11 protein-coding genes and 1 tRNA gene are annotated in these 13,197 nt (G+C 71.0%); 7 read left to right on the forward strand and 5 right to left on the reverse strand.

The annotated features are described in order from the left end of the window. Positions 1-6 precede the first annotated feature (6 nt). Together VSH64_RS33195 and VSH64_RS33200 are read right to left on the reverse strand one after the other, a co-directional pair. The gene (locus tag VSH64_RS33195; protein ID WP_326566695.1) at positions 7-927 is read right to left on the reverse strand and encodes an NAD-dependent epimerase/dehydratase family protein; all 921 of its coding nucleotides are present in this window, start codon (positions 925-927) and stop codon (positions 7-9) included. A gap of 121 nt (positions 928-1,048) precedes the next feature. Beyond that, on the reverse strand, positions 1,049-1,495 hold the full coding sequence (locus tag VSH64_RS33200; protein ID WP_326566696.1) for a VOC family protein: 447 nt from the start codon (positions 1,493-1,495) through the stop codon (positions 1,049-1,051). Positions 1,496-1,593: 98 nt separating this feature from the next. Between VSH64_RS33200 and VSH64_RS33205 the strand changes: the two genes are divergently transcribed. Further along, entirely contained in the window at positions 1,594-2,613 is a 1,020-nt protein-coding gene (locus VSH64_RS33205) for a helix-turn-helix transcriptional regulator (RefSeq protein WP_326566697.1), read from the forward strand. Here the strand turns inward: VSH64_RS33205 and VSH64_RS33210 are convergent. Next, positions 2,613-2,685, reverse strand: a tRNA-Thr gene (locus VSH64_RS33210). The two genes, VSH64_RS33205 and VSH64_RS33210, sit on opposite strands and share 1 nt — an antisense overlap. Before the next feature lie 107 nt (positions 2,686-2,792). After that, positions 2,793-3,308: an NlpC/P60 family protein gene (locus VSH64_RS33215; RefSeq protein ID WP_326566698.1), complete on the reverse strand. Its 516-nt coding sequence runs from the start codon at positions 3,306-3,308 to the stop codon at positions 2,793-2,795. 467 nt (positions 3,309-3,775) lie between these two features. Between VSH64_RS33215 and VSH64_RS33220 the strand changes: the two genes are divergently transcribed. From VSH64_RS33220 to VSH64_RS33245, 6 genes are all read left to right on the forward strand, one after another. Further along, entirely contained in the window at positions 3,776-5,281 is a 1,506-nt protein-coding gene (locus tag VSH64_RS33220) for a threonine/serine exporter family protein (protein ID WP_326566699.1), read from the forward strand. Positions 5,282-5,364: 83 nt separating this feature from the next. Then, positions 5,365-6,807 (forward strand): alpha,alpha-trehalose-phosphate synthase (UDP-forming), encoded by a 1,443-nt coding sequence (locus VSH64_RS33225; protein WP_326566700.1) that lies wholly within the window; start codon positions 5,365-5,367, stop codon positions 6,805-6,807. A gap of 39 nt (positions 6,808-6,846) precedes the next feature. Beyond that, entirely contained in the window at positions 6,847-9,381 is a 2,535-nt protein-coding gene (gene otsB / locus VSH64_RS33230; RefSeq protein WP_326566701.1) for a trehalose-phosphatase, read from the forward strand. Between the two features lie 150 nt (positions 9,382-9,531). Then, entirely contained in the window at positions 9,532-10,062 is a 531-nt protein-coding gene (locus VSH64_RS33235) for a hypothetical protein (RefSeq protein ID WP_326566702.1), read from the forward strand. 45 nt (positions 10,063-10,107) lie between these two features. Then, the gene (locus tag VSH64_RS33240; RefSeq protein ID WP_326566703.1) at positions 10,108-10,716 is read left to right on the forward strand and encodes an RNA polymerase sigma factor; all 609 of its coding nucleotides are present in this window, start codon (positions 10,108-10,110) and stop codon (positions 10,714-10,716) included. Continuing rightward, positions 10,713-11,822, forward strand: a complete 1,110-nt coding sequence (locus VSH64_RS33245; protein ID WP_326566704.1) for a hypothetical protein — start codon at positions 10,713-10,715, stop codon at positions 11,820-11,822. The genes VSH64_RS33240 and VSH64_RS33245 overlap by 4 nt, the downstream gene beginning before the upstream one ends. Here VSH64_RS33245 and radA read toward each other — a convergent pair whose 3' ends face one another. Continuing rightward, complete coding sequence (gene radA / locus VSH64_RS33250; RefSeq protein ID WP_326566705.1) at positions 11,823-13,184, reverse strand: DNA repair protein RadA; 1,362 nt, start codon at positions 13,182-13,184, stop codon at positions 11,823-11,825. Between the last annotated feature and the right edge of the window lie 13 nt (positions 13,185-13,197).

A 13,197-nucleotide genomic window follows, 5' to 3' on the forward strand; every position in this document is an offset into this window, starting at 1 on the left:
GCGTCCTCAGGCCATCAGCTCCGGATTGCGCACCTTCACCATGCGTTCGAGGCCTTCGCGCCAGGTCACGGTGGTCGGCTCACCGACGAGCGAGGTCAGCTTGCGCACGTCGGCCACCGTCCCCTCGATCGCCGTGGGGTCCACGGTGAACCGCGGCGTCCGGCCGGTCAGCTCACCGAGGTAGCCGACCCACTCCTCGATGGTCACGGTCTCGGAACCCGCCAGGTTCACCGTCACCGCGGGCACTCCCGCGGCGTCGAGCAGCGCGGGCACCAGGCGCACGATGTCGTCCTCGTGGATCAGCCGGTACGCGCCCCCGTCGGGCGGCACCGGGATCGGGTGCTCGCCGGCGAGCATCAGCAGGTGGTACCAGGGCCAGCCGCCGTTGTCGCCGTAGGGCACGTTCAGGCGCGTGATCACGGTCGGCAGCTCCAACGTGCGCGCGTACGAGCGCGCGACGGCCTCCGCCGCCACCCGCGTGAGCACGTAGTTGGGCATGAGCTTGGTGTGGTTGTTGTCCCCGAGGAGCCCGTCCTCGGCCAGCTCGCCCCCGTCCACCGCCGGCGCGTAGACCGCCGTGGACGAGCAGTGCAGGAACGACTTGGCGCTCCGGAAGCGCGTCATCAGCACCCCGACGGCCTCCGCGTTGGCGACGAGGTCCCCTTCACTGTCCGCCGTGCGCGCCACCAGGAAGTTCAGCACGTGATCCACCTCCTCCGGCAGACCCTCGAGCCCCTCCCCCTTCCCCACATCCGCCACCACGCACCGCACCCCGGCCGCCTCGAGCCGCGCCCTCGCCTCGGCATTCGTGAACCGCGCGGGCGCCCACACCTCGTTCCCCAGCCCGTCGTCGGCCAACGCCACGGCAACCGGCAGCCCGACCTGCCCGGTCGCTCCGGTCACGACGATCTTCGCGTTCTTCAGCACGCCGCGATGCTTTCACGGCCGTTGCGGTGCGGAGAAGAGGCGAGGGGGCGGTTTGGTCTGGCCTAAGAGGCACGGTGGTCACCCGTGGCCGTCAAGGAGACACCACAGTGGACTGCTGCCGTCAGGCGACGTCGACGATCCACGTCACCCCGAACCGGTCAGCCAACATCCCGAAGCCGGCCGCCCACGCCGCGGGACCGAACGCCTCGATCACGTTCGCGCCTTCAGCGAGGCCTTTCCACACCGGCGTGACCTCGTCGACGCTTTCGCCGCGCACGGAAAGGAAAAATGGCTCCGTGGTGATCGTGGTGCCGCTCTCACGGCGCGTGGTGGGGGTGCCCGAGACGGGCGTGTGTTCGCCGGGCACGTCGTAGGCCATCACGCGGAAGCCGTTGTCCGCCACGACCTGCCCGAAAACGACGTCGCCGGCGCCGGGGAGGTCGGCGGGCAGGCCGAAGTCGGCGTAGGTGGAGATGGTGAGCTGCCCGCCGAACACCGATCGGTAGAACTCCAGGGCTTCGCGGGCCTGGCCGTGGAAGTTGAGGTGCGCGACAGCGTTGAGCGACATGGTGGTCCTTCCTGCCGCCGGCGGTTTCCGGCGACAGGACCGATGATCTCGGCGGTACCGGCCAGAGAACGTCCGCTATTCGTGGCAGCCTGAAACCCATGCCGATCGCGTCCTCGACGACGACCTCCAGCCGGCTGTTGTCGCTGCTTTCCCTGCTGCAGGCCCGCCGCGACTGGCCGGGCGGGCTCCTCGCCGAGCGGCTGGGGGTGAGCGAGCGCACGGTGCGCCGCGACGTCGACCGGTTGCGCGAGCTGGGTTATCCCGTGCGCGCGGTCAAGGGTCCCGATGGCGGTTACCGGCTCGAAGCGGGCAGCCGCCTGCCGCCGTTGCTGTTCGACGAGGAGCAGGCGGTGGCGCTGGCCGTGGCGCTGCGGATCGCCGTCGCCACGGGCGCGGGCATCGAGGAGGCCGCCGCACGCGCCCTGACCACGGTGCGCCAGGTGCTACCGGCGCGGCTGCGCCACCGCGTCGACGCCCTCGAGATCAGCGCGGCCGCCCCCGATCCCCAGACCGACACCGCAACCCTGCTCACTCTCAGCGCCGCGATCCGCGCACACGAGGAACTGCGCTTCGACTACCGCTCGCCGGGACCACACGAAACGGCCGAACGCCGCCGCGTGCAGCCCCACCACCTGGTCGCGCGGGCCGGCCGCTGGTACCTCGCCGGCTGGGACCCCGACCGCGCCGCCTGGCGCACCTTCCGCGCCGACCGCATGACCCCGCGCATCCCGAACGGCCCGCGCTTCACCCCCCGCGAACTCCCGGGCGGCGACGTGGCCACGTTCCTTTCGGCCCGCTTCAAGGGTTCCGCCCACGCCGACACCTGGCCCTGCCGCGGCGAAGTGATCCTCAACCTGCCCGCCACGGCCGTGGCCCCGTTCGCCGGCGACGGTGTCGTCGAGGAAACCGGCCCGGACCGAACACGATTGACGACGGGTTCCTGGTCCTGGGCCGCCCTCGCGGCCACACTGGCCCGCTTCGACACCGAGATCGAGGTGCTCGGGCCACCAGAGTTGCGTGCGGCGTTCGCCGAACTGTCCCGCCGAGCCGCGAGAACGGCCGCGAACGAAAGAGGACCAGCGGGTTTCCCTGAACGGGAAACCCCTGGCGGGAAGTGAGCCGGCAAGGGGGCTCGAACCCCTGACCTTCTGTTTACAAGACAGATGCTCTACCAGCTGAGCTATACCGGCCGACGCCCCGCGCACCAGGCCGAGGCACGGCGAGTATATCGGCCCGCCCGCTCAGGGTGTCACCCGGAAGGCGGCTGTGGCGCACGGCCGCCTTCCGGGGGAGGGCGTCAGATCCGGCGGGCGTTGTGGAACGGCATCGAGGACAGCGGCGAGATCTTCACCGGCTGGCCCGGGCGGCTGGCGTGCAGCACGTTGCCGCCGCCGGCGTAGATGCCGACGTGGCTGACCGGGGTGTAGAAGAACACCAGGTCGCCGGGCTGGAGGGCGGACTTGGCGACGGCCGTGCCGCGCGTGGACTGCAGTCGTGAGCTGTGCGGCAGGGTCACACCGACCTGCTTGAACGCCCAGACGACGAGGCCGGAGCAGTCGTAGGCGTTCGGGCCGGCCGCGCCCCAGGCGTAGGGCTTGCCCTTCTGGGTCATGGCGCGGGCGAGGGCCGCGGCGCCGGGCCGAGCGGCGGCCGCGGTGGAGGCGGAGGTAGCCGCCGGGGCGGCGGACGCCGTGGTCGCGAGGGCCGGGCCCGCCGTGGCCGAAAGCGCGGCGGCCAGCGCGGTCGCCGTGAGAGCGGTGCGGACGAGGCGCCGAGCAGGAGCCGGCCGGGTGTCGAGTCGGTGGTTTGCCATTTCGGGTAGAGCTCCTTCCGGTGGGGACCGAATCGCAAGTAACGGGCACATTACGAAGCGAAAAAGGAGAATGCACGAAAGAGTGATTAGCAGCACAGATCAACAGATAACGAACACAAAAACATGCCGATTTACCCGCCGTAAACCAGCCCCTGACCAGTACGAATAAGCCCCGAATCACAACCGTAGAATTCACTCACTGAAAACCGCCCCGCGTCCACCCCGGAACCGGTTTCCCCGCCCCGAACAACACCAAAAAGCCCACCACTGCCCCACCTTGATCACCAACGCCCCGAAACCGCCCGAACCCCCAGCTCAACCCCCGAAACGAGCGCCCCGCCCGGCCCTGCGAGACGATCGAGGACAGACGTGGTGCACACCACTGCAACGGTCTGGACGCGCGGGCCGATGCTCCCCGGGAACGTCGGGGAAACCGACGCCGGAAGGACGAGGAGGTGGGATCGATCATGAAGATCAACGAGCGCGCCGACCAGGGGGTTCACCGCAGACGATGGCCGGTCCTGGAGCCTCCTCGACCGAGCTCGAACCAGCGACACCGGCCCAACCTGCTCAAGCGCCGCGCGTGGCACATCCTCGAAGCGCCCACCGCCGAGCAGCCGGCCGTCGACACCGGCGAGACGCTGGGGCCGCTGCCGCCCGACGACGCGACGGTGAACTTCGTGCTCGACCTGACGCTGCGCATCGGCGAGGTGCAGATGGCCAGCGGCGCCGGCGCGTCCGACGTCACCGCCACGATCCTCGCGCTCACCTCCGCGCTCGGGCTGCCCCACTGCGAGGTCGACGTGATCTTCACGTCGATCACCGTCACCTGCCACCGCGGCACGGACCTCGCGCCGGTCACGGCGCTGCGGGTGGTGCGCAGCCGCAGCCTCGACTACACGCGGCTCACGGAGGCGGAAATCCTCGTGCGCAAGATCGTCCGCGGCAACATGGGCGCGGAGGAGGCGCACACGGAGCTGCAGCGCATCACCTCGGCGCCGCACCCGTACCCGCGCTGGGTGGCCACCATCGCCTGGGGCGGGCTGGCCGCGTTCATCACCCTGCTGCTCGGCGGCGGTCCCGACGTGGCCGTGGTGGCGTTCGTGATCTCGTCGGTGGTCGACCGGCTGGGCCGGCTGCTCAACCGCTACCACCTGCCGTTCTTCTTCCAGCAGGTCGTCGGCGGGCTCGTCGCCACGCTGTCGGCCATGGCGATCGTGAGCAGCAACGTCCTCACCACCGACCGGCCGACGCTGGTGGTCGCCGCGGCGGTCACGGTGCTGCTGTCCGGGCTGTCCACCGTGTCGGCGGTGCAGGACGCGATCACCGGCTACAACGTCACGGCCGCGGGCCGCACGATGGAAACGGCGCTGATGTCGGCCGGCCTGATCACCGGAGTGGTGCTGGCGCTGAAGCTCGCCGTGATGCTCGGCCTGCCGAGCACACCGCTGCCGGAGGTCATCAGCTCGACGCCGCAGCAGCTGCCCATCGTGGTCGTGACCGGCGCCGGCGCGGCCGCGTGCTTCGCGCTGGCCTCCTACTCCACGCTGCGCGCCCTGCTCGTCGCCGCGGCGGCGGGCGCGATCGGCGCGCTCGTGTACGGCTCGCTCATGCTCACGCAGTTCGACGCGGTGAGCTCGTCGGCCATCGCGGCCACGCTCGTGGGCTTCTGCGGTGGCCTGATGGCCCGGCGGCTGCGCGTTACGCCGCTCGTGGTGGCCGTGTCCGGGATCACTCCCCTGCTCCCGGGCCTCTCCACCTATCGTGGTCTATACCAATTGGGGGTCGAGCCCGGCGGCAACATCTCCACCCTGATGACCGCCGTCGCCATCGGGCTCGCGCTCGCCGCGGGCGTTGTCCTGGGTGAATACCTCGCGCAACCCGTGCGGATGCGGCTGGGAAGGCTCGAACGCAAGCTCGCCGGGCCGCGGATGGCGGGGCCGCTGGAGCGGCCGGAACGCCGTCTGGAGTAACCGGCTGATCACCTGCCGGTCACGCAACGCGCGCTAGGGTTTCACTGGGGCCGCGACCCGCGGATGACGAGGGAGCAGCTGTAGTGACTGACGAGCAGAAAACCGCACCGTCCGCCGATTTCGTCGTGGTGGCCAACCGGCTGCCCGTCGACCTGGAACGCACCTCGGACGGCGGCCGGCGCTGGACCGCGAGCCCCGGCGGGCTCGTCTCCGCGCTCGAACCGTTCCTGCGCTCGCGCAAGGGCGCGTGGGTGGGCTGGCCCGGCGTCCCCGACGTCGATGTCGAAGAGTTCGACGACGACGGCCTGGTCCTGCACCCCGTCACCCTCACCTCCGCCGAGGTCCGCGACTACTACGAGGGCTTCTCCAACGCCACGCTCTGGCCGCTCTACCACGACGTGGTGGCGCCGCCGGTGTTCGACCGCGCGTGGTGGGACAGCTACGTGAAGGTGAACCGCCGCTTCGCCGAGGCCAGCGCCGAGGTCGCGGCCCAGGGCGCGACGGTGTGGATCCAGGACTACCAGCTTCAGCTCGTGCCCACGATGCTGCGCGAACTGCGCCCCGACCTGCGCATCGGCTTCTTCCTGCACATCCCGTTCCCGCCGGTCGAGCTGTTCATGCAGCTGCCCTGGCGCGCCGAGATCGTGCGCGGCCTCATCGGCGCCGACCTCATCGGCTTCCACCGCCCCGGCGGCGCGCAGAACTTCCTCTGGCTGGCCCGCCAGCTCGTCGGCCTCGAGCCCACGCGCGGTGCCGTCGGCGTGCGGTCGCGGCCCGGCATGGTGCAGGTCGGCGACCGCACCGTGCGCGTGGGCGCGTTCCCGATCTCGATCGACGCCGCCGGCCTCGACAACCTCGCCCGCAGCAAGGGCGTGGTCGAGCGCGCCAAGCAGATCCGCCGCGACCTCGGCAACCCGAAGGCCGTGCTGCTCGGCGTCGACCGCCTCGACTACACGAAGGGCATCGACCTGCGGTTGCAGGCGCTGCACGAGCTGCTGCACGAAGAGCGCCTGCAGCCCGAAGACGTCGCCTTCATCCAGCTGGCCACGCCGAGCCGCGAGCGCGTGGAGCACTACCAGCGCATGCGCGGCGAGATCGAGCAGATGGTGGGCCGCATCAACGGCGAGTTCGCGCGCGTCGGTCACCCGGTCGTGCACTACCTGCACCAGTCCGTGAACCGCACGGAGCTGGCCGCTTTCTTCTCCGCGGCCGACGCGATGGTGGTCACGCCGCTGCGCGACGGGATGAACCTGGTCTGCAAGGAGTACGTCGCGTGCCGCCACGATCTCGGGGGCGCGCTCGTGCTGAGCGAGTTCGCCGGCGCGGCGGCCGAACTGACCAGCGCGTTCCTGGTCAACCCGCATGATCTGGACGGGGTGAAGAACGCGTTGGTGGCTGCCATTACTCTCGACCCCGCAGAGGGCCGACGCAGGATGCGCGCCATGCGTCGACAGGTCCTCACCCACGACGTCGACCGGTGGGCGCGCTCGTTCCTGCAGGCGCTGGGTGCGGAGCCGGTCGACTGACCTCCCCCCGTACCGCGCTGGACCTCCTGAGGAGGAGTGTTGACCGCCGAGGCGTTGCCCGCGGAGTTACGGCGCGCGATCGTGCAGATCGCCCGTACCCCGCGCCTGCTGGTCGCCTGCGACTACGACGGAACGTTGGCTCCCATCACCGCCAACCCCGACGAGGCCCGGCCGCTGCCGGAGTCCGTCGGCGCACTCAGATCTCTGGCCGGCCTGCACGAGACCACCACAGCCGTCATCTCGGGTCGCGCGCTGCGTGACCTGGCGACGCTGTCGCGCCTGCCCGCCGAGGTGAACCTCGTGGGCAGCCACGGCTCCGAGTTCGACATCGGGTTCATCCACGCCCTCGACGACAACGCGCGGGCACTGCACCGCCGACTCGAGGCGGAGCTGGAGAACCTGGTGCTCGACGTGCCGGGCGTGTCGCTCGAGGTGAAGCCCGCGAGCATCGCGGTGCACGTGCGCCGCGCCGAGCACGAGGCCGGCCGCCGCGTGCTCGCCGACGTGCACGACGGCCCCGCCCACTGGGAAGGCGTGTCGACCACCGACGGCAAGGAGGTGGTGGAGCTCGCGGTCGTCCAGACGGACAAGGGCCGCGCGCTCGACACCCTGCGTCACCAGGTGGGCGCCACCGCCGCCATCTTCCTGGGCGACGACGTGACCGACGAGAAGGCGTTCGCGCGCCTGTCGGGGCCGGACCTGGGTATCAAGGTGGGCGAGGGCGAGACGCTCGCCACCTACCGCGTGCCCGACACCGTCGACGTCGCACTGGTGCTCGGCTTCCTGCTGGAAGAGCGGCGCAACTGGCTCTACGGCGAGTCGGCGCCGCCCATCGAGCGGCTGTCGATGCTGGCCAACGAGCGATCCGTCGCCCTGGTCACGCCCGACGCCACGCTCACCTGGCTCTGCCACCCGGGCCCCGACGCGCCGGCCGTGTTCGCCGACCTGCTCGGCGGCCCCGGGGCGGGCGCCTTCTCGATCAAGCCGCACCGCAACGGACTGCCGCTGGGCCAGCGCTACCTGCCGAACACGATGACGGTGGAGACCCGCTGGTCCCGCCTGCTCGTGACCGACTACCTCGAGCCGGAGAGCCCTTCGCACCGCACGGACATCGTGCGCGTGATCTCGGGTGAAGCGGCCGCCGACGTGCTGTTCGCGCCGCGGCCGGAGTTCGGCGGGGTGCCGGTGAAGCTGGTCGCCGAGGGCGACGGGCTGCGGGTGCTGGGCACGTCGGAGCCGTTCGTGCTGCGCTCGGCCGGCGTCAAGTGGACCATCACGTCCGACGGCCTGCACGACACCGCCACCGCGCTCGTGCAGCCGACGCCGGAGAACCCGGTGGTGCTCGAACTCCGTTGCGGCACCACGGATCTGAGCGCCCACGAACTGTCCGAAATAGACCGCCGGGATCGCGCGGGCCGGTACTGGAGCGACTGGGCGGCCAAGCTCAAGCTGCCCACGGTGCAGTCGGAGCTGGTGCGCCGCTCCGCGCTCACGCTGCGCGGATTGGTCAACACCGACACCGGCGGCGTGCTGGCGGCGGCCACGTCTTCGCTGCCCGAGGAGATCGGCGGGGTCCGCAACTGGGACTACCGCTACTGCTGGATCCGCGACGCGTCGATGACCGTGCGCGAGCTGGTGCACCTCGGGTCCAACGAGGAAGCCGAGGGCTACCTGCAGTGGCTGCACGGCGTGCTGTCCACTTTGGCCGGTCCCGAGCGCCTGCACCCGCTGTACACGCTGGCCGGCAGCGTGATCGGCGCCGAGGCCGTGATCGAGTCGCTGCCCGGGTACGCCGGTTCGCGGCCCGTGCGCGTCGGCAACCTGGCCAACCACCAGGTGCAGCTCGACGTGTTCGGCCCGGTCGTGGAGCTGGTGGTCACGCTGGCCGAGGCGCGCGGTGAGCTGCGCGACGAGGACTGGCAGATGGTGCGCGCGATGGCCGAGGCCGTCACGCGGCGCTGGAACGAGCCGGACCACGGCATCTGGGAAGAGCGGCACGTGCCGCGCCACCGGGTGTACTCGCGGGTGATGTGCTGGGTCACGATCGACCGCGCGGTGAAGCTCGGCTACGAGTACGGCCGCGACGTGCCGGGTGCCTGGCCGGAGCTGCGCGAACGCATCAAGGCCGACGTGCTGGAACACGGCTGGAACGACGAGGTCCAGGCCTTCACCACGGCGTACGACGGCACGGATCTCGACGCCGCCTCGCTGTTCGTGGGCCTCACCGGCCTGATCGACCCGGCCGACGAGCGCTTCCAGCGCACGGTCACCGCGATCGAGGCCGAGCTGCGCAGCGGTTCCACCGTGTACCGCTACCGCCGCGACGACGGCCTGCCCGGCGGCGAAGGCGGGTTCCACATCTGCGCCGCGTGGCTGATCGAGGCGTACCTCATCACCGGCCGCCGCAACGAGGCCGAGGAGCTGTTCACGCAGATCGTCGCCTCGGCAGGCCCCACAGGCCTGCTGCCGGAGCAGTACGACCCGATCGCCGAACGCTCGCTGGGCAACCACCCGCAGGCGTACTCGCACATCGGCCTCATCCGGTGCGCGAACCTGCTCGCCGAAAAGTTGTGAACACCTGTCACCGGCCTACTGCGTTAGCACAGGTCGGTGACAAGTGCCGTGAAGGTCACCTTGGGAGACGCACCGTCCCTTAAGGTGACCTTCACGAGCATTTGCACGTTCATTCGGCGCTCGAATGCAGGTCGGTGCGGAGGTGACGGGATGAAGCAGTACTACGGCGAAGCCACCGACTACGCCCCGCTGCCGCCGCTCTTCGCCCGCCGCGTGCGCAGCGGTTCCGTGGTCACCGGGCTCGCGCTGCTGGTCGGCACGGTCTTCGTGCTCGCCCTCACGGCGTTCGTGAACCGCCCCCTGCACGGCCACAGCCTGCCCGACGCGCCCGTCGGCGTGATCGGGCTGCTGCTGCCCTCGCTCGCCGTGGTCCTGACCGCCGTCGTGGTGTTCTCCTGCCGCACCTGCCTGCGCGGCGACTACCTCGTGGTCGCCCGCGCCCGCGCCGCGCGCACCGCCCTGGTCGCGTGCTTCACGACCACCGTGATCACCTGCCTGCTGGCCCTCACGTCCTCGGCGCTGCTCGACCTCTGGAGCGACCACGACCGCTTCGGCGCCACGGACGTGCTGGCCACCTTCGCGAACTTCGCCCTCGGCGTCCTGGGTTACGCGGCGGGCCTGTTCTACATCCGCCCCTCCGTCACGACGCTGGAGAAGTTCAGCGACCACCCGATCTGGTGACGCACCACACGTGAACGCTCGGGACCGCTGCGGGCAACACAGGGCATGCAGGTGATCCACGACGGTCCGGAGGCGGCGTTGCCGGACTCGTTCGACCGTCCCGACCTGGGTGTGCCCGATCCGGCGCCCGTGTTCGGGCGGCTTTTCGACGCACACTCCCGCCAGTTGCACCGCTACCTCGCGCGCCGCGTGGGCGACGACGCGGCGCACGACCTCGTGGCCGAGACCTTCCTCGTCGCGCTGCGGCGGCGGGAGTCGTACCGGCCGGATCTGGGCACGGCGCGGTCGTGGCTGTACGGGATCGCGACGAACCTGCTGCGCCACCACATCCGGAGCGAGACGCGGGCGCTGAAGGCGACCGCGCGGCTCGCGGCCCGGGGCGAGCACACCACGGCCGGGCACGACGGGCGCGTCGCCGAGCAGGTGGACGCGCAGACGCGGACGGCGCAGCTCGCGGGCGCGCTGGCCAAGCTCAACGCCGCCGACCGCGACACGCTGCTGCTCGTGTCGTGGGCCGGGCTGGAGCCGACGGAGGTGGCCGAAGCGCTCGGCGTGCCGCCTGGCACGATCCGCTCGCGGCTGCACCGCATCCGGCGCTGGCTGCGCGCCAACGCCGCGATCACCACGATCGTCGAGGAGGCGAACGAACTGTGAACGACGACAACGTGCGTCACCTCTGGTCCGACGCCGAGCTCGACGAGGCCCTCGGCGCGCTCAACCCGCACGTGCGCACCGACGAGACGGAGCTGGACCGCGCCCGCGCGACCCTGATGCGCGCGGCGGCCGCCGAAGCCGGACACGCGCCCACGCCGCAGAAAACCAAGCGCGGCAAGGGAACTTGGCGCTGGATCGCCGTGGCGGCGGCCGTCGCCCTGGTGACGGGAGGCGTGGTCGTGGCCCGCGAGGTGTTCGAACCCGGCCCCACGGTCCTCCCTGCCGCCACCGCCACCGGCGACGTCGTGCCGGCCACCGGCCAGTACACCCACGTGACCAACACCTACACGGACCTCGAGTGGGTGGGTGGTAACAAGAGCGCCTTCGCTGTGCGGCAGAAGGTCGAATACTGGATCCCGGCCGATCCGTCGGGCGTGTGGAAGCGCACGTGGACCCGGGACGGCGAGGGCTCGACGACGATCCTTCTCGGCAATCCGTCGGACTCCGAGGCGCTGCCCGCCCCGCAAACCGTGACCCAGGTCGCGGCGGGCGGCACCTTCACCCAGGACTTCCCGTACCCCGGCTCCGCGAGCGCCAAGAGCCCCGAGGGCTGGGACCGGCTCACACCGCGGTTCGTCGCGTCGCTGCCGACCGACCCCGTGGGCCTCAGCAAGAACCTCCAGATCAGTGAGACCAAGGATCTCCACCCTCTGGAGACCAATCCGGCGCTGCCCCCGTTCGCCTTCTACCCCGACCCCGCCGTGCCGGGCGGATACAGCTCGTATCCACCTCCGTACTTCGCACCTGGCAACCAGCAGGAACACCTGCTCACCCTGCTGGCTTCGGGCCTCGCTTCCCGGGCGTTGCGGAAGGCGGCCATCAGTGTCCTGGCCACAAGCGCGAGCTTGGCCGAGCACCACGGCGACGTGGCCACCTACACGTTCCACTACGGCAACCACGAGCTGATCGTCAGCGTGAACGCCACGACCTCGGAGCTGATCGGTGCGGCCAACGTCGCCACGGAGAACACCTACGGCATCCACGCCGGCCGAGCGCTGAGCTCGGCCCAGTTCAGCTTCGAGGTGACCAGCGACTTCGGGCCGTGATCACTTCGCGTGGTTGGCGGCGTTGAGCGCACTGGCGACATCGCCGACCTCCAGCGTGCGGATGCCGTCGGGCATCTTGCCCGAATCGGGCGGCACGAGGGCGTGGGTGAAGCCGAGCCGCGCGGCCTCGGCGAGGCGGCGCGCGACGTTGGGCACCCGGCGCACCTCACCGGCCAGCCCGACCTCGCCCACGGCGACCAACCGCGACGACAGGGCCACGTCGTGCATCGACGACGTGAGCGCCAGCACCAGCGCGAGGTCGATCGCCGGCTCGGTGATCTTCATCCCACCGACCGTGGCGACGTAGACGTCCTTGTCACCGAGCTTCAACCGGCCGCGTTTCTCCAGCACGGCCAGCACCATGGCCACGCGTGACGCGTCGAGCCCGCTCACCGCGCGCCGCGGCTGCGGCATGCTCGTGCTCGACACCAGCGCCTGCACCTCGCCCAGCAGCGGCCGTTTGCCCTCCACGGTGACCGTGATGGCCGTGCCCGGTACCGGTTCGGCGGTGTGGCTCATGAACAGCCCGGACGGGTCGGGCACGCCGACGATGCCGCCCTCGGTGAGCTCGAAGCAGCCGATCTCGTCGGCCGCGCCGAAGCGGTTCTTGATGCCGCGCACCATGCGCAGCGTGGAGTGCTTGTCGCCCTCGAACTGCAGCACGACGTCGACGAGGTGCTCCAGCACGCGCGGGCCGGCGACCGAGCCGTCCTTCGTGACGTGACCCACCAGCACCACGGGCAGCCCGCGCTCCTTGGCGAGCGCCACCAGCCCCGCCGCGACGGCCCGCACCTGCGTGACCCCGCCCGGAGAGCCCTCCACCAGCGGAGACGCCATCGTCTGCACGGAGTCGACGATCAGCACGCCGGGCTTCACGGCGTCGACATGGCCCAGCACCGCCGACAGGTCGCTCTCGGCCGCCAGGAACATCTCGCCGTGGACGTTGCCCGTGCGCTCGGCGCGCAGCCGCACCTGCCCGGCCGATTCCTCACCCGTGACGTACAGGGAACGGCCGGCCGTTTTGGCCCATTGGTAGGCGACTTCGAGCAGCAGCGTCGACTTGCCGACACCGGGTTCGCCCGCGAGCAGCACCACGGCGCCAGGCACGAGCCCGCCGCCGAGCACCCGATCGAGTTCGGAGACACCGGTCGCCTTGGCCCGCGCCGTTTCGACGTCGACCTCGCCGATCGGCCGCGCGGGCGCGCTCGGCGCACCGGCCGCCACCCTCGTGATCGCCGGTTTGAGCCCGCCCCGCTCTTCGAGCGAGCCCCAGGCCTGGCACTCAGGGCAGCGGCCGAGCCATTTCGCGGCTTCGTGGCCGCATTCCGCGCACCGGTAAACGGTGCTGGTCTTCTTCACCACGCGCCGAGGCTAT

The sequence above is a fragment of the Amycolatopsis rhabdoformis genome, from assembly GCF_035918295.1.
GTDB classification, from domain to species: Bacteria; Actinomycetota; Actinomycetes; order Mycobacteriales; family Pseudonocardiaceae; genus Amycolatopsis; species Amycolatopsis rhabdoformis.

Bases quoted from the DNA above. Each gene is read 5' to 3' on its own strand.
- VSH64_RS33200 (WP_326566696.1), bottom strand. From the start codon at position 1,495: ATGTCGCTCAACGCTGTCGCGCACCTCAACTTCCACGGCCAGGCCCGC.
- VSH64_RS33205 (WP_326566697.1), top strand. From the start codon at position 1,594: ATGCCGATCGCGTCCTCGACGACGACCTCCAGCCGGCTGTTGTCGCTG.
- VSH64_RS33215 (WP_326566698.1), bottom strand. From the start codon at position 3,308: ATGGCAAACCACCGACTCGACACCCGGCCGGCTCCTGCTCGGCGCCTC.
- VSH64_RS33220 (WP_326566699.1), top strand. From the start codon at position 3,776: ATGAAGATCAACGAGCGCGCCGACCAGGGGGTTCACCGCAGACGATGG.
- VSH64_RS33235 (WP_326566702.1), top strand. From the start codon at position 9,532: ATGAAGCAGTACTACGGCGAAGCCACCGACTACGCCCCGCTGCCGCCG.
- VSH64_RS33240 (WP_326566703.1), top strand. From the start codon at position 10,108: ATGCAGGTGATCCACGACGGTCCGGAGGCGGCGTTGCCGGACTCGTTC.